General features: G+C 39.2%; 17 protein-coding genes. 11 read left to right on the top strand and 6 right to left on the bottom strand.

Annotated elements, in window-relative coordinates; genetic code table 11:
• Nucleotides 1-76: 76 nt before the first annotated feature.
• The 11 genes from aspS (at nucleotide 77) to ACJV45_RS03050 (ending at nucleotide 13,586) form a co-directional block, all read left to right on the top strand.
• Entirely contained in the window at nucleotides 77-1,873 is a 1,797-nt protein-coding gene (gene aspS / locus ACJV45_RS03000; protein WP_419397626.1) for an aspartate--tRNA ligase, read from the top strand.
• A 215-nt stretch (nucleotides 1,874-2,088) separates the two neighbouring features.
• A complete protein-coding gene (locus ACJV45_RS03005; protein WP_016810534.1) occupies nucleotides 2,089-2,859 on the top strand; it encodes an amino acid ABC transporter ATP-binding protein in 771 nt (256 codons plus the stop codon).
• 44 nt (nucleotides 2,860-2,903) lie between these two features.
• A complete protein-coding gene (locus ACJV45_RS03010; protein WP_419397627.1) occupies nucleotides 2,904-3,776 on the top strand; it encodes a glutamate ABC transporter substrate-binding protein in 873 nt (290 codons plus the stop codon).
• A gap of 1 nt (nucleotide 3,777) precedes the next feature.
• Complete coding sequence (locus ACJV45_RS03015; RefSeq protein WP_016810532.1) at nucleotides 3,778-4,455, top strand: ABC transporter permease subunit; 678 nt, start codon at nucleotides 3,778-3,780, stop codon at nucleotides 4,453-4,455.
• Nucleotides 4,456-4,460: 5 nt separating this feature from the next.
• Nucleotides 4,461-5,564 carry an amino acid ABC transporter permease gene (locus ACJV45_RS03020; protein WP_419397628.1) on the top strand — a complete coding sequence of 368 codons (1,104 nt, stop codon included), beginning with the start codon at nucleotides 4,461-4,463 and terminating at the stop codon, nucleotides 5,562-5,564.
• A 176-nt stretch (nucleotides 5,565-5,740) separates the two neighbouring features.
• A complete protein-coding gene (locus tag ACJV45_RS03025) occupies nucleotides 5,741-7,168 on the top strand; it encodes a UTP--glucose-1-phosphate uridylyltransferase (protein WP_004125881.1) in 1,428 nt (475 codons plus the stop codon).
• A 252-nt stretch (nucleotides 7,169-7,420) separates the two neighbouring features.
• On the top strand, nucleotides 7,421-9,346 hold the full coding sequence (locus ACJV45_RS03030; protein WP_004115086.1) for a helix-turn-helix transcriptional regulator: 1,926 nt from the start codon (nucleotides 7,421-7,423) through the stop codon (nucleotides 9,344-9,346).
• Nucleotide 9,347: 1 nt separating this feature from the next.
• Nucleotides 9,348-9,713 carry a hypothetical protein gene (locus ACJV45_RS03035; protein WP_004120640.1) on the top strand — a complete coding sequence of 122 codons (366 nt, stop codon included), beginning with the start codon at nucleotides 9,348-9,350 and terminating at the stop codon, nucleotides 9,711-9,713.
• A gap of 54 nt (nucleotides 9,714-9,767) precedes the next feature.
• Nucleotides 9,768-12,404, top strand: a complete 2,637-nt coding sequence (locus tag ACJV45_RS03040) for a DEAD/DEAH box helicase (RefSeq protein WP_410312485.1) — start codon at nucleotides 9,768-9,770, stop codon at nucleotides 12,402-12,404.
• A 90-nt stretch (nucleotides 12,405-12,494) separates the two neighbouring features.
• Nucleotides 12,495-12,842 carry an RNA polymerase-binding protein RbpA gene (locus tag ACJV45_RS03045; RefSeq protein ID WP_004111625.1) on the top strand — a complete coding sequence of 116 codons (348 nt, stop codon included), beginning with the start codon at nucleotides 12,495-12,497 and terminating at the stop codon, nucleotides 12,840-12,842.
• Between the two features lie 45 nt (nucleotides 12,843-12,887).
• Entirely contained in the window at nucleotides 12,888-13,586 is a 699-nt protein-coding gene (locus tag ACJV45_RS03050) for an HAD hydrolase-like protein (RefSeq protein ID WP_419397629.1), read from the top strand.
• A 117-nt stretch (nucleotides 13,587-13,703) separates the two neighbouring features.
• Here the strand turns inward: ACJV45_RS03050 and ACJV45_RS03055 are convergent, their stop codons facing one another.
• From ACJV45_RS03055 to ACJV45_RS03080, 6 genes are read right to left on the bottom strand one after another with little or no spacing between them, the layout of a single operon-like run.
• Nucleotides 13,704-14,228 (bottom strand): MerR family transcriptional regulator, encoded by a 525-nt coding sequence (locus ACJV45_RS03055; protein WP_004120637.1) that lies wholly within the window; start codon nucleotides 14,226-14,228, stop codon nucleotides 13,704-13,706.
• Nucleotides 14,228-14,668 carry an FHA domain-containing protein gene (locus ACJV45_RS03060; protein ID WP_004111634.1) on the bottom strand — a complete coding sequence of 147 codons (441 nt, stop codon included), beginning with the start codon at nucleotides 14,666-14,668 and terminating at the stop codon, nucleotides 14,228-14,230. Before ACJV45_RS03060 ends, ACJV45_RS03055 begins: the two co-directional genes overlap by 1 nt.
• A gap of 18 nt (nucleotides 14,669-14,686) precedes the next feature.
• Entirely contained in the window at nucleotides 14,687-15,589 is a 903-nt protein-coding gene (locus tag ACJV45_RS03065) for a DUF881 domain-containing protein (protein ID WP_004120636.1), read from the bottom strand.
• Nucleotide 15,590: 1 nt separating this feature from the next.
• A complete protein-coding gene (locus tag ACJV45_RS03070) occupies nucleotides 15,591-15,923 on the bottom strand; it encodes a small basic family protein (protein WP_004111642.1) in 333 nt (110 codons plus the stop codon).
• A gap of 11 nt (nucleotides 15,924-15,934) precedes the next feature.
• Nucleotides 15,935-16,966 (bottom strand): DUF881 domain-containing protein, encoded by a 1,032-nt coding sequence (locus tag ACJV45_RS03075; RefSeq protein ID WP_004120635.1) that lies wholly within the window; start codon nucleotides 16,964-16,966, stop codon nucleotides 15,935-15,937.
• Nucleotides 16,967-17,009: 43 nt separating this feature from the next.
• Complete coding sequence (locus ACJV45_RS03080) at nucleotides 17,010-17,612, bottom strand: CDP-alcohol phosphatidyltransferase family protein (RefSeq protein WP_004125866.1); 603 nt, start codon at nucleotides 17,610-17,612, stop codon at nucleotides 17,010-17,012.
• Between the last annotated feature and the right edge of the window lie 36 nt (nucleotides 17,613-17,648).

The raw sequence follows: 17,648 nt of genomic DNA on the forward strand, positions 1-17,648 counted from the left end.
AACGCGCGATTCATGCGGTAAACTATTAAAGTCAAAACAAAAATTAACAAAATTATTTAAACAAGGAAGTGGACTTATGAGCCAGACGGCGTATCGCACACACCATGCCGTTGAAGTGACTGAGACCTTGGTCGGACAGAACGTAACCATTGCTGGTTGGGTTGATCGTCGCCGTGATCACGGTGGCGTCGCTTTCGTAGATGTTCGTGACAACACAGGCTTAGTGCAGGTTGTTATTTACGATGAGGAAACTGCGCGACCATTGCGTAGTGAATTTGTTGTTCAGGTTACTGGTGAGGTTCGCCTGCGTCCAGATGGAAATGAAAATGATCATTTAGCAACAGGAAAAATCGAAATTGTTGCAAATAAAGTAACAATTCTCGCTAAGTCCGACGCGTTGCCATTCCAGGTTTCTACAGCTTTGGAAAACGAGTCCGAAAACAAGCTTCCAAGCGAAGATGTTCGTTTGAAGTATCGTTATCTTGATTTGCGCCGCCCATCAATGCAGCGCAATTTGAAGCTTCGCTCTGATATGGCTAAAGCTGCTCGTCACGCTTTGGAAGATATGGACTTTACGGAAGTTGAAACACCAACATTTATTAAGTCCACTCCAGAAGGCGCGCGCGACTTTGTTGTTCCGGCACGTTTGGTTCCAGGATCTTGGTACGCGCTTCCACAGTCTCCTCAGCTTTTAAAGCAGTTGCTTATGGTTTCTGGCGTTGAACGCTACTATCAGCTTGCTCGCTGCTATCGCGATGAAGACTTCCGTGCAGACCGTCAGCCTGAGTTTACTCAGCTCGATATGGAAATGAGCTTTGCAAGCCAAGAAGATGTTATGGCTATGGCAGAGCGCGTTATTGCTGCTATTTGGAAGGAAGCAGGTCACGAAATCACTCTTCCTTTGCCTCGTATTACTTGGCAGGAAGCTATGGATAAGTATGGTTCCGACAAGCCAGATTTGCGTTTTGGAAACCCACTTATTGAGTTGACTGACTTCTTTAAGAACACTCCATTCCGCGTGTTCCAAGCTACTTACGTTGGTGCTGTGCTATTTAAGGGCGGTGCTGAAACTCCTCGTCGTCAGTTTGACGCTTGGCAGGATTGGGCTAAGCAGCGTGGAGCTAAAGGATTGGCTTACGTTGTATTTGGTGAAGATGGCGAGTTGAAGGGCCCTGTTGCTAAGAATCTTAGTGAAGAAGAGCGTGCAGGTCTTAAGGAAGCTGTTGGAGCGCAAGATGGCGATGCAGTGTTCTTCGCTGCAGGAAGCCGCGAGTCTTCGCAGCTTTTGCTCGGTGCTGTTCGTGTAGAACTTGCTAGCCGCGCAGGATTGCTTCACCCAGATGAGTTTGCTTTCACTTGGGTTGTTGACTTCCCACTGTTCAAGCGCACGGATGATCCAGACGATGACGATGTTGCAGTCGGCCACTCCAAGTGGACTTCTATGCACCATCCGTTTACAATGCCATCTGCTGATTGGATTGATAAGTTCGATAAAGATCCAGAGCATGCTATGAGCGATTCTTATGATATCGTGTGCAACGGTAACGAAATGGGCGGTGGCTCCGTTCGTATTCACCGCGACGATATTCAGGATCGCGTTCTTAACGTTCTTGGAATCGATAAGGCTGAAGCTGACGAAAAGTTCGGCTTCTTGCTCGAAGCATTTAAGTATGGTGCTCCACCTCACGCTGGTATTGCTTTGGGCTGGGATCGTACTGCTGCAATTCTTGCAGGCGCAAGCTCGATTCGCGACGTAATCGCCTTCCCTAAGGCTGGCGGCGGACGCGACCCTCTAACTGGCGCTCCTGCTCCAATTTCTGACGAACAGCGTGCTGAAACTGGCGTTGATTACGATCCAGAAGAAGACGAGTAATCGTAAATATAATAGAATGCAATAATTTACAATTTAAATATTGCTAATAATGCCGTTAAGTTGTGTGATTGTATTAGGAAATCCGCACTTAACGGCATTTTTAAACTAAAATTAACATTTTTGTATCATTTTTATTGTTTTTCGTAACTTTATAAGCGTTTAAAAGTAACTATTACGATAAACGCATGTAACACAAGAACATTAGAATCCTTTCTATGGATACTAAATTAAACAACACAAAAAAATTAGCACAGCCGTTGGTGGAACTTAGCCACGTTGAAAAACACTATGGTAAGCTTCACGTTTTAAAAGATATTAACTTGACAGTTAATAAAGGCGAAGTGCTTGTAATTATTGGACCGTCTGGCTCTGGCAAGTCAACAATGTGCAGGACGATTAATCGTCTTGAAACTATTGACTCTGGAGATATTCGCATTGATGGTAAGCCTCTTCCTCAAGAAGGAAAAGAGCTTGCTGCATTGCGTGCAGAAGTAGGAATGGTGTTCCAGTCTTTTAATCTTTTTGCAAACAAGACGATTCTAGAAAATGTTACTCTTGCTCCTATTAAGGTTCGTCATATGGAGCAGCAAGAAGCAGAAAGTTTGGCAATGGATCTTCTTGCTAGAGTTGGCGTTGATAATCAAGCTAACAAAATGCCTTCTCAGCTTTCTGGTGGTCAGCAGCAGCGAGTTGCAATTGCGCGCGCACTTGCAATGCACCCAAAGGTGATGCTTTTCGACGAACCTACATCTGCACTTGATCCAGAAATGGTTAACGAAGTTCTTGATGTTATGGTTGAGCTTGCAAAAGAAGGCATGACAATGATTTGCGTTACTCACGAAATGGGCTTTGCTCGTAAAGCAGCAGATAAAATCGTGTTTATGGCAGATGGTCGAATTCTTGAACAAAATACGCCAGAAGAGTTCTTTGAAAATCCAAAGACAGACAGAGCAAAAGACTTCCTTTCAAAGATTTTGACTCATTAATTTAAATCATTAGTATCGATTTTTTAAATCTTTAAGAGGTAGTTATGAAATATTTACACAATATTGCGCTTAAGTGTAAGCGTTGCAGACTGGGATTAAGGCACACGTATCGTGTAATTTTATCTATGCTTTGCGTAATGTGCTGCATTTTCCCTCTTACTGCTTGCAGTAGAAATAGTCGCAACGATGTAATACGAATTGGCATTAAGTTTGATCAGCCTGGTCTTGGCTTTAAAAAGTCTGGAACCTACGTTGGCTTTGATGTAGACGTTGCAAAGTACGTTGCCAAAAAGTTGGGTTACTCCGAAGATAGGATTGTTTGGAAGGAATCGCCTTCAAAACAGCGCGAAGCAATGCTTCAAAATGGCGATGTTGATATGATTGTTGCAACATATTCCATAACAGATGCTAGAAAAAACACTGTTTCTTTTGCTGGACCATATTTTGTTGCAGGTCAAGATTTATTAGTTCGTAAAGATGAGCATAAAGTAAGCGGTCCAGATGATTTAGACGGAAAGCGTTTATGCTCAGTAACTGGTTCTACGTCTGCAATAGTTATTAAAGAGAAATACTCTTCAAAAGTACAACTTATGCAACAGCCTGGCTATGCGGAGTGTGCAACGGCATTATTCTCTGGAATCGTAGACGCTGTTACAACAGACGATATTATTCTTGCCGGTCTTGCTACAGCTTCTAGAGGCAGACTAAAACTTGTTAGTAAGCCATTTACTGAAGAACACTACGGCATTGGCATTAAAAAAGGAAACACGAAGCTAGCTAAGCGCATTAATAATGCTCTTAAAGACATGATTAAAAATGGTTCATGGAAAAGGGCTTTAGACGATAACATGCGCGGAACTGGTTTTAAGCCAAACGCAAAGTATAATCCGCCAGTACCAAATGAGGGGGAGGAGTAAAATGCAAGACTTTGTGCAATTATTTACTTCGTACAATATTCCAGGAGCATTCTTGGTAAATATTGAAATCACATTATGGAGTGTGCTATTTTCCACGATTCTTGGTGTGATTTTAGTTATGATGAGGATTTGTCCAATTCATTCGCTTCGCATTATTGCAAGCGCATATGTTGAGTTCTTTAAGAATATGCCTCTAACTATAATCATGGTGTTTATGGTTCTTGGCGTGTATGCACAATTAAAGCTCGGTTTCTCAACTGTTTTCAGCATAAACTTCTTCTGGCTTGCTATAGCTGGTTTGAGTTTCTATACTGCAGCATTTGTTTGTGAATCTTTAAGATCTGGCTTAAATACTGTACCTTTGGGTCAGGCAGAAGCATGTAGAGCGCTTGGACTTAACTTCTTCCAATCAGCTTTTAATGTGATTTTGCCTCAAACATTTTGCGGATCTGTAGCACCTCTTGGAAACACTTTTATTGCGTTGCTTAAAAATTCTACTGTTGCCGCAGCTGCATCCGTAGCAACTGAAACATCTACTCTTATGAGTGAGATGATTGAAAGGCACGCAGATTTGATTGTTCCAATCTTTTTGATTTTTGCGTGCGGATATATTGTGTTGATTATTCCAATCGGTATTTTCACAACTTATTTGTCTAATAAGCTTGCGGTTAGAAGGTGATAAAAATGGCAAAAAAACAAGAAAAATCTCTGTTATTTGATGCGCCTGGACCTAAGGCTTTAAAGAAGATTCGCATTGCAAATATTGTCGCGTGCGCTGTGTTTGCGCTTATTGTTATTGCTTTGCTTTTAAGACTTAGCAATCCTCCAGAAGGTGAAAACCAGCTTTCGTGGTTTTTGTGGAATCCTGCTGTAGAAGCAGAGGCATGGACTGATTTTTATCTTCCAGGATTGTGGATGACTCTTAAAGCTTCTCTTCTTGCCGTTGTGGGATCGATAGTTTTTGGACTTTTATTTGGTCTTTTAAGACTATTGCCTAACCTGTTTCTTCGCAGCATTTCTGCCGTTGTTGTTGAGTTTTGCCGCGCTGTGCCAGTGCTTTTGCTTATGATCTTCCTTTGGCGAGGATTTGCGTTTGCAGGAATAAATGGCGCGTCTTATTGGGCTGTTGTTTTGTCTTTGATCTTGTACAACGGTTCCGTTGTTGCAGAGCTAGTTCGATCTGGCGTTGGAAATCTTCCTAACGGTCAACGTGAAGCGTCTTTGGCACTTGGACTATCTCAATATCAGTCTTTAACACAAATCGAAATGCCACAAGCTATCATCGCAATGCTCCCAGCAGCTGTGACTCAGCTTGTTGTTGTGTTAAAAGATACTGCATTAGGTTCCATCATTATGTACACTGATTTGCTCCAAGAATCTAGACGACTTGGATCAATGTACTTTAATATTTTGCAAACTTTGACTGTTGCTGCAGTTGTGTACTTCTTGATTTGCTGGGCGCTTTCTTGGTTTGCTGAATGGCTCCCATCAAAGCTTAGTGGCAGAACGGCAGCTCCGACTGAGCCAGAACCTGTTGCGCCAATCGCAATTATGGATCCTTCTAACGTGAATCAGATTGCTGTTGCTAAGGAAGTTAAAGAGCTTCCGTACGGTGGAACTCCTAGAAAGTACCACGTGCATCATCGCGGTACAAACGCTTCTATTCACCATTGGCGTCGTACTCGTTACTTGCAAGGCTATGATGAGCATCATCTAGAAACTGGTGACGAGAATTTAGATGATAGTCAAAATACTAACCAAGATAAAAATAATAAAAAGCATGATTAATCCTAATTTTTAGATTAATTATGAGTAATAGCGCAATGGGTTTGATTCCGCCTGTTGCGCTATTTTTTTGATGTTTAGTAATAATGTTTAGTAATAAAATCAATTCACCTTGTTTGCAACATATAGATTGAATAGATAAACTATTAAACATAATGCATACAAGGAGGCTGTCTTAAATGGGCGACACTTTTGAATTGTCCGCTGCAAAGATGCGCGAACAAGGTATGAGTGAGATTGCGATTAATCAATTTGCGCATCTTTATGACTCGTGGATTAATGATAAGTCTGGTGAATTTATTCGCGAAAATACTGTAGAGCCTATTAAGAGTGTTCCTAATTTTCACGAAATTTATGAGACTATTGATCACGATAAGGCTGTAAACGCCTTCGCAAAAACAGCGTTTATTAAGCTTAATGGTGGTTTGGGAACGTCTATGGGATTGTCATGCGCAAAATCTTTGTTACCTGTCCGTAGGCACAAAGCTCGACAAATGCGATTTATAGATATAATAATCGGTCAGGTTCTTACAGCACGTCAACGCTTAGGTGTTGATTTACCTCTTATTTTTATGAACTCTTTCCGCACATCTAAAGATACATTACAAGTGCTGAAGCGTAATCGTAAATTTTCTCAAAAAAATATTCCTGTTGAAATTATTCAGCATCAAGAACCCAAATTACTAGAGGAAACTTGTGAGCCAGTTTCTTATCCAGAAGATCCTGAGTTAGAGTGGTGTCCTCCAGGTCATGGAGATATTTTCTCAACAATTTGGGAATCAGGATTGTTAAACGTTTTGAAGAAAAATGGTATTGAGTATTTATTTATTTCAAATTCGGATAATTTAGGCGCTAGACCTTCTCGTACTCTTGCGCAGCATTTTGAAAACACTGGTGCTTCAATAATGATTGAGGTTGCTAAGCGTACTCAAGCAGATCGTAAGGGTGGTCATATTGTTAGAGATCTCGAAACCGGAAGAATGATGCTTCGAGAAATGACTCAAGTTCATCCAGAAGATCGAAGAAGTGCTCAAAGTATTAAAAAACATCCCTATTTTAATACAAATAATATTTGGGTTCGCGTTGACGCATTGCAAAAAAAGTTGGAAGAATACAATGGAGTTCTTCCTCTTCCTGTGATTTGCAATAGAAAAACTATTGATCCTACAAATGAAAACAGCGAGAAAGTTATTCAGCTGGAAACTGCGATGGGCGCTGCAATCTCGCTTTTTAATGATGCTATTTGTGTAGAAGTAGATAGAATGAGATTCTTACCCGTTAAGACAACCAATGATTTGTTTATAATGCGTTCAGACAGATTCCATCTTACCGATTCTTATGAGATGGAGGATGGCAACTACATATTCCCAGATATTGATCTTGATCCTCGTTATTATCGAAATATCAATGATTTCAATGAAAGATTCCCTTACTCAGTACCTGCTTTAGCTGCTGCAAAGTCAGTTACTATTCGTGGTGATTGGACATTTGGAAATCAGGTTTCTATGTTCTCTGATGCTGTTTTAGAAGATACCGGAGAGCCGAGCTACGTTCCAAATGGGGAATTTGTTGGACCTCAGGGTATTGAACCAGATGAATGGGTGTAAATAGCGTGTGAAATTTGGGAATTAAAAAATATTTATGGCGTGTCGCGTGTGAAATGGCTTGTTTTCAAGGGTTTTCTTACCCTTCATAATAATAAAATAAGAAAAATCATGAGTTTTTTTAAAAATGTCCACACGTATAGCAAAACACCATTAAAATAGATAAAGTGTGTGTGGAGGATTTAGCGTCTTACATTAATCGCAGATTCTCTATGCATGGAAGGAAACTACAAAAGAAACGATACGTGAGGACCAATGGCAGAAGGAAGTAACGGAAGACGTCGTTTTTCCGATAAGTGGGGCAAACATGAGCTAGACGTGCTCGCGGTGTTGTCTTCCGCATTTCCACAATGGCTGACTTCGCGTCAGATTGCACAACGAGTTAAAGCTTATGCTGATTCATATGGGGAACTTGCAGATCAGGCTGCTAAGGCAGCTTTTGCTAAGCAGTTCCAAAGGGATCGTGCAAAACTTGCGGCTATGGGAATTGCAATTGAGTCAAGACAGCCAGAATATTCTTCCAAATCCGAAGGGCAAGATTTCGCATCTTATAGATTGCAGCTCGGCGATGAGCCAAGAGTTCGTATACGTTTCGAGCAAGAAGAACTTCCTGTTTTGGCTGCTGCCAATTATTTGGCTAGGTCTATGTCTATTTCTTCTTCTGAATCTCGTAAAGTTGAGCAACAGCATTCTTCTGCATCTCGTACAGCTCCGAGGGTTCCTCAAACTCCTATACCTGGATTAGGTCTTGATTCTATTGCTCCGGGTCTAGGCACTCAGACAATCCCAGATGCGTTAGTTAAGGTTATTGATTCGCGTAGATTTGCTGCAACAGTTGATGTTGATGGCGAGCATTTGAATGTTGCTTATACCGATTCGGATGATTTAGCGATGTTTGTGCTTGAACATCCAGGTTCTTGTGTTGTAAGCCCACAAGAAGCAGTAGATGCATTCCATCGTAGACTTAATGCTGCAACGGAATTTGTGTCTTGCGATGAAGATTATGTTGAGCAAGACGATTTATCGCAAAATAGCTCTGACGATAATCAAGATTTGTCTGACTCTGAGCCAGACAAATCACGCCAAAAGAAAGCATCTTTCCAAACTGGAAGTGAGGTTGATCGCAGACTTCGATTAATGCTCTTCCTTTCTGCGCATCTTGGTGAAGAGTTCCCATTGGATGAGCTTGCTGTTAGATTTATAGGCAAGCCAAAGAGTGAAGATGAACTTCGTAGATTTGTTGCTATTTTGCACAAAGATATCAACACTCTTACGACTGTATCCGATGATGGAGAGATGGCTGGTAGTCAGTTCTTCGATATTGATTGGTCTTTGCTAGAAGCTGAAGGAATTGTTTCTGCAACAAATTCATTAGGGCTTGAGCGATTGGCTGGCGTTTCTCAGCAGTATATGAGCATGTTGACCGCATCAGTTAATTATCTTGCTCATTCACCGCTTCTTCCTGTTGAACAGAGAGACCAGGCTAAGGCTTTGTATATGCGTTTGCGTAGGCATGTGCGTCCAGGTGAAACTCCTTGGCTGAGCCTTACTGGTTATGAAGTAGAGCCTAGAAACTGTTCTATAGTTCGTAGCGCTATTAATGCTGGTGCTCTAATTGACATGGAGTATACAGACGGAGCGGGCAGAACTCGTAGGAAAGTTGTTGCACCTTCTAAGATTTTTGTTGATGAAGGTGTCTATTACGTTGCAGTTTGGACTGATGTCGAAAATCAGGCTCCAGAAGATAAACGTAGTCTCGTTGCGAAGGATACTTCTATCAATAAGGCAAATGGTTTGCCTAGAATTTGGCAAGTCCTTCGCGTTGCTCGCATTGAGCACGCAGAGGTAATTACGCCTGTTTGCCCTGTAGAAATTCCGGATGTTCCTATTAGCGAACTTCGTAAGTGGAGTTTTGACAATGGTACGCAAACATGCTTTATCACTGATGAACCTGATTTAAACTTCTTAAAGAGTCTTTCGGGTGCTACGGTTGAGCCTTGTGGGAGTGGCGTTAAAGTTCATTTGACTGTTTGCTCAGATTCTTGGTTTGTTGCTTTCTGTATTGCTCATGCCCGTCATATCAAAGCCGTTTCTCCAGAAACTTTGCGGACTATGATTATTGCTCGTGCTCAACGTGAATTGAGTGTTGATCATAGCGATTCTCCTATTGTGGAGAATTAAAATGCCGTGGTGGATTTGGATTATTATTACGCTTTTCATGCTTTGTATGATTGCTTGCGGAACTGTTTTCGCTATTAGAAATGCTTTTAGTATTTTTGAGAATTCTTCAAGTTTTCTTGAAAAAGTTTCTTCTTGCTTTGAAAGACTTCAAGACAATAATGATTCTTTAGCTAATGATACAAGTCCGCTATTCACTCGTCCTATAAAGGATGCAGCGCGTAGATACGAGCATACTCGAATTAAGGTTAATGAGCGTCATAATCGTATAAGAGAAACGCATAAGTCCATTTGGCAAAATTGGAATACAAAGTCGTTGCGTCAAGAAGATATTGATAATCCTATTTTTAAAGAGTCAAAAGAATCTTAGTGAATTGCGAACTTAAAATTATTCTGATTTAAGAAGAAAGAACTAAACTTTTTTATGTCTAAGACGTCATATCGCAAGAAAAAGAAAAATGATATTCTTGTTGATTCAAACGATTGCAAGAATGATTCTGAAATTCCTTTATCTCCAGCTGAGCGCTTTAATTCATTTAAGAAAACTATTAAGCACTCTCGATCTATGGCTGCAAAATTTGAACAATCTTTAAGTTTTGATTTAGATGATTTTCAAGTTGAAGCCATTGATGCTCTTGAAAATGGAGATAATGTTCTTGTGGCAGCTCCTACTGGAGCAGGTAAAACTGTTGTTGCTGATTTTGCCGTTTTCCTAGGCGTAAATCGTGGAGTTAAAACATTTTACACAACTCCTATTAAGGCTTTAAGTAATCAAAAGTATCATGATTTCTGTGAAGTTTATGGAATAGATAGAGTTGGACTTTTAACTGGAGATACTTCGGTTAATCCAGAAGCTGATATTGTTGTTATGACTACAGAAGTTTTACGCAATATGCTTTACGAACGTTCAATTACTCTTAAATCTCTTGGATTTGTTGTTTTAGATGAGGTTCATTATCTTGCAGATAAATTCAGGGGTGCTGTGTGGGAAGAAGTTATTATTCATCTTCCTCAGAGCGTTAAGATTATTGGTCTTTCTGCAACCGTTTCTAATGTGGAAGATTTTAGTGCATGGATTTCTTCTGTGCGCGGAGAAACGCATTTGGTTGTAGATGAGCATCGTCCTGTTCCACTCGAAAGACATGTTATTATCCAAAAGGATGGACGCACAGAGCCTGAACTACTTAACTTATATGATGTTGATAAAAACGGTAATAGTACTAATCATGTGAATCTTGCCTTAACAAGAAAAATCACTCAATGGGAGAATGCTTCTTTACGCCGTAAAGCATCTTATCGTAATACGAATAAACGTTTTAGAAAAGGCAAGTTTTCTAACAAATATGATAATTCATCTAAAAGTAATAGGGGAGAAGTTGCTGTTAGACACACACCTAAAAGGTGGGCTGTTATAGATGAGCTTGATTACCTTGATATGCTCCCAGGAATATATTTTATTTTTTCTCGTTCTGGATGCGATCAGGCTGTTCAACAATGTTTAAACGCTGGATTATCTCTTACTAGCGATGAAGAAATGTATGAAATCCGCAGAATAGTTGATTCTATGATTGCGGAAAATAAGCTAAGCAAAAGCGATTTAAAGGCACTTAGATTTGAGCGTTTTAGGTATGCTCTTGAACAAGGTTTTGCAGCTCATCACGCTGGTATGATTGCTATTTTTCGTCATATTGTCGAAACGCTTTTTGAACGCGGTCTTATTAAAGTTATTTTTGCTACAGAAACTCTTGCTTTAGGTTTAAATATGCCTGCGAGAAGTGTTGTTGTTGAAAAACTCGTTAAATTTGATGGTACAGGTCACGTTCCATTAACTCCTGGTGAATTTACACAACTTACTGGTCGCGCTGGCAGACGTGGCATAGATGATATTGGTCATGCAGTGTTAATTGACAATCCTGATTTTGATCCTTCTAAGGCTGCATCATTGTCTAGTAAACGTGTGTATCCTCTTCATTCTAGCTTTGTTCCTACATTCAACATGGCTGTTAATCTCCTAAATAATAGTGATGTTAAAACTGCTCGCATAACTCTAAGTAGTTCTTTTGCTCAATGGGAAGCCAATGCTTCTGCTCAAAGGCTTTTAAGTCGTATTGAGGATCTTAAAGAAGCTATTAGCGGTTACGAACAAGCATTTCATTGCACTCAAGGTGATTTTGCTGAGTTTATGACTCTTAGAATGCGTCTTAAAGATGCTCAGCATGATCAGCGTAGAAAACTTAAGCATACAATATTTGCTAGTGAAACTGAGCGTACTAAAGCTTTTAAAGAATTAGATAAAACTATCGATACTTTACGCAACGAGGAGCGTAACCATCCTTGTGCAGGATGCCCAGATATTCAAGGTCATTTACACTGGGGTTATTATTGGGCTCGAGAAATGCGTGAACTAAATCAGGTTAAGGATCGCTATAATTCTCGCACTGGCTCAGTTGCAAGATGTTTCGATAGTATTTGTGAAGTCCTTTGTAGATTAGACTATTTAAAAAATACGAACGATGCTTTAGTGTTAACAGACAAGGGTCAGTTGCTTCGTAGACTTTACAACGAGCTTGATGTTGTTTTTGCTCAATCAATTTGTGAAGGAATTTTTAATAATCTAACACCTATTCAATTATTGTCTTGTTTATCTGCATTAGTGTACGAGTCTAGAGGTCCTGTTGGGGGAGAGCCGCGTAGGTATCCTGGAGGATTAAATGCGCCTGTATTCAATACAGTTTTAAGGATGAAAGAATTATTTATTCGTATAAGTGATATGTGCTTGAATAATCATCTTGATGCTTTAAGACCTCTTGATTTTGGTGCAATTGATATGATTTATGATTGGGCTCAGGGTGCTGATTTACTTGACATATTGCAGAATACTGACATAACTGGTGGTGATTTTGTCAGATTTGCAAAAAGACTTATTGACTTACTTAATCAACTTGCTGTTGCTAGCGAATATTTGAAAATATTGCCTAACGTAGATGATTCTTTAGCTCACAATGCTTATGAAGCAGCTAAACTTATTAATCGCGGGGTAGTTGCTTATTGTGATGTTTGATATGTTATTGATATATCATGGTATACATTTGTGTATCGTCCGTGCAATTCGCTAGCTTTATAATGAAAACAAAAAGGAGAATAATATATTATGGCAGAGCGCAGTTTACGTGGAATGAGCATTGGAGCTAAATCATTGGAATCCGACGATAATGTTGATTTCGCTGCTCGTAACGATGTTGCATATGTGTGTCCTAAAGGTCACAGAACGATTCTTCCATTTGCTCAAGGTGCTGAAATTCCTGAAGAGTGGGAATGCCGTTGTGGTGCATTAGCGCATAAGGAAGGCGATGCAGACAGGCCAGATGATGATTTTAATAAGCCAGCACGTACGCATTGGGATATGCTTTTAGAGCGTAGAAGTGAAGAAGAGCTTAAAGCTTTACTTGATAAGCGTTTAAAGATGCATCATGAGGGTTGGATTCCTGATTACGAGTGAGAATTATTTTTACAAACAAAACACTTCTAAGGGAAATAAGCTGTCATGAAAGTTGTTCTTCTTGATTTAGATGGTACTTTAACACAATCGCATGCTGGTATTATTGCGTGCGCTAAAAAAGCGATGTCTGATCTTGGTATGCAAATACCTGATGATACTGAAATGTTGCGTTTTGTTGGACCGTCTATACTTGAATCTTTTCAGAGGAATCATATGCCTAAAGAATTGCAATCTGAAGGCGTTAAATTGTACAGGAAATATTATTCCGAAGTTGCAACTTTTATAGATCCTGATAATCCAAATGGTGATATGATTACTGGGAATTTTTTGAACAAAGTTTATGATGGCATTCCTGAGCAGCTAAAGTTGCTACGAAAGTCTGGTTATTATCTTGCTACTGCATCTTGCAAGCCAGAATATCAAGTTAAACCAATTTGTGATCATTTTGGATTGACAAACTTGATTGATGGTATTTATGGTGCTAGCAAAGATATGTCTAGGATTAATAAAGATCAAGTTATTAGCTATGTTTTTGAAAATATTGGATTCGATCCTTTACGAGACCGTGCTTTAATGGTTGGCGACCGTTGGACGGACGTTGATGGCGCTTTAGCATGCAATATTGATTGTTTGGGTTGCTCTTGGGGTTATGCCGAGCCTGGTGAGCTTAAAGCTCACGGAGCTTATCGTATTATCGACAGTGTTTCTGATTTGAATAATGTCATTAACGAGTATTTTGAATAATTTTGAAATATTATTTGTTTTTTCTTGCTAGAACATATATGAGTATTTACCCGATAATGTACGTTATGTCAGATTAGATATATTTTAGGAATAAAAGATACAAATATATTAAGAAATTTATTTAGATAATTCAGAGTTTAAATCAGCTTTAACCTGTTTAACAATACGACCAACAGCGATAGCAAAAACAGCTGTACCACATTCAAGCATATCTCGCATATTTTCCTGATTACTATCGCATTCAACAACAGATTGGCCATCGCAAATTATAGTCATATTTTCGAGATGCTTTACGCTAAAACAATTTAAAAACACTATAGCAGTAGTCACATTAGTAAGATTTACTCCAGCGTCTAAAAGTCGCTTAGAAACAGCCATAATTGCAATGTCTTTAAAGGAATATAAACGACGAGATCCAGAACCATGAGACGGATTAATAGAAGGTTCAATTATGTGTTTACGCGCCCAATAATCAAGTTGCCTATATGTAATACCAGCGATATTCATAGCAACACTTCCACGGTATCCTGTGGAATACTCTTCATCATCCGAAAATGAAAACAGCTCCCCCTGCGTTGGTTGATGATCATGTTTTAAAGAATCAGCCAACGCACTATCTTCAGGAGAGTTTTCAAAAGTCATTATCGTTTAGTAACAGCGTCACACGTAAAGAACATTAATCGGAACTTGCCAATCATAATTTCGTCACCATTATGAAGAATAGCTTCATCAACACGGTTACGATTAACATACGTTCCATTTAGACTTCCAGCATCAGCAATGCTAAAAACAGTACCATTTCTACGAAAAACAGCATGAGCTCTAGAAACAGTAGAATCGTCTAGCATAATATCAGCTCTAGAATCTCGTCCAACAGACACGACGTCCTCATCTAGTAAATAACGCGATCCAGAAACTGCTCCACGTGTAGAAATAAGCAAGGCAGTACCAGGAAGCAGCTTTGCTATAGTATCTAAATCATCCTGCCTAAGAGGACGATCTGCATTAGAGTTTATTGGAATGGTAATAGCTGGCATACCAATAATGGTTGTTTCGCCAGCAGTAGGAATCGGTTCAGTCATAATTGCTATTTTACCTTCTTATTCGACTGGTTTTGCATATTGATACTGTTTTGGTTCGCGTGTCGAGCGAATTTCGACCTCTTCAGGCGTTGAAACATATACGGAAGCACCGAATTTAACTTTTAATCTAGATCCAACTCCCCCAGCAATGTTTACGGCGTTTTGCAAGTTCTGTGGTTCGCCAATAGCTTTAACAACGTATGGAGGATTAATCTCAATTGCATCACACAATAACCCATGCTTAGTGTCAGAAATATAGCTAGAAGTCACTATACGTATGTCGTTAACAGACATAACCTCAACTCCAGCATTACGAAGCTCTTCGAGCAGTTGAAACATTGTAGCAGCATCCACACGCTCTTTTTCTCCAGCAGTAATGTGAATAATTACTCCCTTACCAACAGCTGGAAGACGACCAGATATTAAACCACTCGTCTGAGAATTCTGCTTAGCAATTCTAGCAGCTTCCTCCTGTTTGTTAACAGACGCTTTTAAAGAATTAAGCTGGCTAGTTAACTCAAACTTTCGCTGCTCTAGATTTTGTATTTGCGAATTAGTTTCTGTAATTAAACGAGTAAGCTCATCCTCACTCATCGTCTGATACACAAGTGTACTTCTATTAACTTGAATCATATAAGCAAATCCAAGCAATGCGCAAAGAAGCATAACAAGTAAGCCAGTTAAAATACGCGTACGCGTAATATGACCTTGCAATGAAGGCTTATTTTTTCGTTTAACAATCGGGAAAGAACCTGTTTGTGTACGGTCACTTTCGCGATCTTTAGCATGCTGACGATGCAATTTTCTGACGATATTGTCAATATTTTTATCAATATTTTTGTCAACATTTTTATCAAAAGTATCGTCTAAATTGTCGTTCTTTATGCTATTTTTTGATGCATTAGAAAATGGATGACGCATATCAACCTCTAAATATAAAACGACGTATTGCAGAAACGTTAGAGAAGATTCGTATTCCTAATACAACAATAACAGCAGTTTGCAATTGTGCTCCAACTCCAAGTTGATTTCCGAGTAAAACTAAAAGAGTAGCAGCAATAACATTCGAAAAGAATGAAATAACAAACACCTTATCAGAGAAACTACGCTCAAAATAAGCTCTTGCAGCTCCAAGCAGAGCGTCCAAAGCTGCAAGAACCATAATCGGCAGATAAGGTTGAATAACTACTGGAATATCAGGATGTACAACAATCCCAATAAGAGCACCTAAAATCAATCCAAGAACAGCTGTCATAACCTATTTTCCTATCTCCTACTCAATAATTCTTTTGCAAAATTAATTTCACCAGTTCCAGCAGCGGAAAGTCTAAGCGCATTTGACTTAGAAATTTGCGGATTAATACCTGCATCGCTAAGAGAAACAAACCACGGAGAGCGCTTTTGAGAATTTAACTTTTCGATAAGACTAGAACTATCTCCAATAGCCTCAATCGTATAAGGGCTTTGAGTCTGATTAACACCTATAAGAATAGTTGACCCAGCAGTACGGATCGACGTTTGAGCGCCAATTCTATGACCGTTTATTGATATTGCTTCTGCACCTGCATCCCAAAGAATAGAAACAAAAATCTGAATATCTCTATCGGTAACAACCCTAATTCTTGCTCCCTTAGCCATTTCTCTAGGAATATTACCGCTAGAAACGTCATTGTTTGTAGAAATAGGATTAGCAATAGTTAAAACAATTCCAGACCCTATAACGCCATGTGTGCCATTCGTCATATTGTCAGATTTATCAACTTGATTTTCATAAGGAGTATTAATCCTTTTTGACTCACGATCTACACTCGTACGCAATCTAGTCACATCTTTAACAAGATTGTCAAAACGACTCGTGCGAGAAGTAAGCTCGTTAGCTAGCGATAAACGTATGGCTTTACGAGAATCCGTATGCAATTTTTGCACAAATTGACTTCCCACAGTGCCAAGAGCAACACAAATAATAAAAACAATTATTCTAGTAATCCAAATATTAATCTTACTAACATTCTGCTTATTAAGACGGGAATCCATAAAAAGAGGATCCACTGGTCTATTGCTCAAATCATCGATTAAGCGTAATGAATAGTCTTCAATACGACGTCTTTTTTCATTGTGGTTAGAAAAGTTATAACTTGAAGTAGTCACATGATGAGGACCAAGAGCAAACACTGATTTGGAAAAAACTGCTCTGCGTTTTGAAAATAAGATAACGGTTGGAGCAGGAAAAGACTCTGGAATAACACTATGATCAGTGTTATTCACATCATGATTTAGATTAGAAGTCTTTTGCACCATAAATATGTCCGTTATTCAAACCAGTTTATAATACGTACAATCCTTATTTAAACTTTTTTATTAATAACTTATAAGCTTGAATGCAATACAACACTCCAGCAAACCAGTAAAGCGTTATTCCCCAAATTGCACAAGCTATTGCTGCAGCATACAAAATAAGCATTGGTTCAGTCGCAACAGCATAAACAATCATAAATAATACGATAGTAACCATCAATAATGCTGTTCCAGTTTTACCCATGAAGTTCACTGGTAAAGGTCCATAATCATATTGCGCAAGAATAACAATCAAAATAGCCATTATTATGTCTCGCAAAACAACAAGAGCCAACGCCCACCAAGGTATAATCTTGGCAAACGCTAAAGCTAAAATGCTGCATGCTATTAAAAGCCTATCCGCAACAGGATCTAAAATCTGCCCTAATTTACTAACCTGATTAAAAGTTCTAGCAATATAACCATCAACGCAATCTGAAAAAGCAGATATAGCAAGAATAATTAGAGCAAACCACATTTTATTTTGCGCAATTAAAATGGCAAGATATGGTATTGAACATATACGCAGAAAACTAATCACATTAGGTACAGTAAAAACTCGATCAAGTGCTTCAGGACTGTACTCCTGATTAGAAACGAACTTAACCATACCAATTTCCTTAAAACAATTTAAAAGATTTACTAA

Source organism: Gardnerella lacydonensis (assembly GCF_048545055.1).
In the GTDB taxonomy this organism is placed as follows: Bacteria; Actinomycetota; Actinomycetes; order Actinomycetales; family Bifidobacteriaceae; genus Bifidobacterium; species Bifidobacterium vaginale_C.

Bases quoted from the DNA above. Each gene is read 5' to 3' on its own strand.
- aspS (WP_419397626.1), top strand. From the start codon at position 77: ATGAGCCAGACGGCGTATCGCACACACCATGCCGTTGAAGTGACTGAG.
- ACJV45_RS03070 (WP_004111642.1), bottom strand. From the start codon at position 15,923: ATGACAGCTGTTCTTGGATTGATTTTAGGTGCTCTTATTGGGATTGTT.
- ACJV45_RS03040 (WP_410312485.1), top strand. From the start codon at position 9,768: ATGTCTAAGACGTCATATCGCAAGAAAAAGAAAAATGATATTCTTGTT.
- ACJV45_RS03020 (WP_419397628.1), top strand. From the start codon at position 4,461: ATGGCAAAAAAACAAGAAAAATCTCTGTTATTTGATGCGCCTGGACCT.
- ACJV45_RS03045 (WP_004111625.1), top strand. From the start codon at position 12,495: ATGGCAGAGCGCAGTTTACGTGGAATGAGCATTGGAGCTAAATCATTG.
- ACJV45_RS03010 (WP_419397627.1), top strand. From the start codon at position 2,904: ATGAAATATTTACACAATATTGCGCTTAAGTGTAAGCGTTGCAGACTG.
- ACJV45_RS03015 (WP_016810532.1), top strand. From the start codon at position 3,778: ATGCAAGACTTTGTGCAATTATTTACTTCGTACAATATTCCAGGAGCA.
- ACJV45_RS03050 (WP_419397629.1), top strand. From the start codon at position 12,888: ATGAAAGTTGTTCTTCTTGATTTAGATGGTACTTTAACACAATCGCAT.
- ACJV45_RS03030 (WP_004115086.1), top strand. From the start codon at position 7,421: ATGGCAGAAGGAAGTAACGGAAGACGTCGTTTTTCCGATAAGTGGGGC.
- ACJV45_RS03055 (WP_004120637.1), bottom strand. From the start codon at position 14,228: ATGACTTTTGAAAACTCTCCTGAAGATAGTGCGTTGGCTGATTCTTTA.
- ACJV45_RS03080 (WP_004125866.1), bottom strand. From the start codon at position 17,612: ATGGTTAAGTTCGTTTCTAATCAGGAGTACAGTCCTGAAGCACTTGAT.
- ACJV45_RS03035 (WP_004120640.1), top strand. From the start codon at position 9,348: ATGCCGTGGTGGATTTGGATTATTATTACGCTTTTCATGCTTTGTATG.
- ACJV45_RS03065 (WP_004120636.1), bottom strand. From the start codon at position 15,589: ATGCGTCATCCATTTTCTAATGCATCAAAAAATAGCATAAAGAACGAC.
- ACJV45_RS03005 (WP_016810534.1), top strand. From the start codon at position 2,089: ATGGATACTAAATTAAACAACACAAAAAAATTAGCACAGCCGTTGGTG.
- ACJV45_RS03075 (WP_004120635.1), bottom strand. From the start codon at position 16,966: ATGGTGCAAAAGACTTCTAATCTAAATCATGATGTGAATAACACTGAT.
- ACJV45_RS03060 (WP_004111634.1), bottom strand. From the start codon at position 14,668: ATGACTGAACCGATTCCTACTGCTGGCGAAACAACCATTATTGGTATG.
- ACJV45_RS03025 (WP_004125881.1), top strand. From the start codon at position 5,741: ATGGGCGACACTTTTGAATTGTCCGCTGCAAAGATGCGCGAACAAGGT.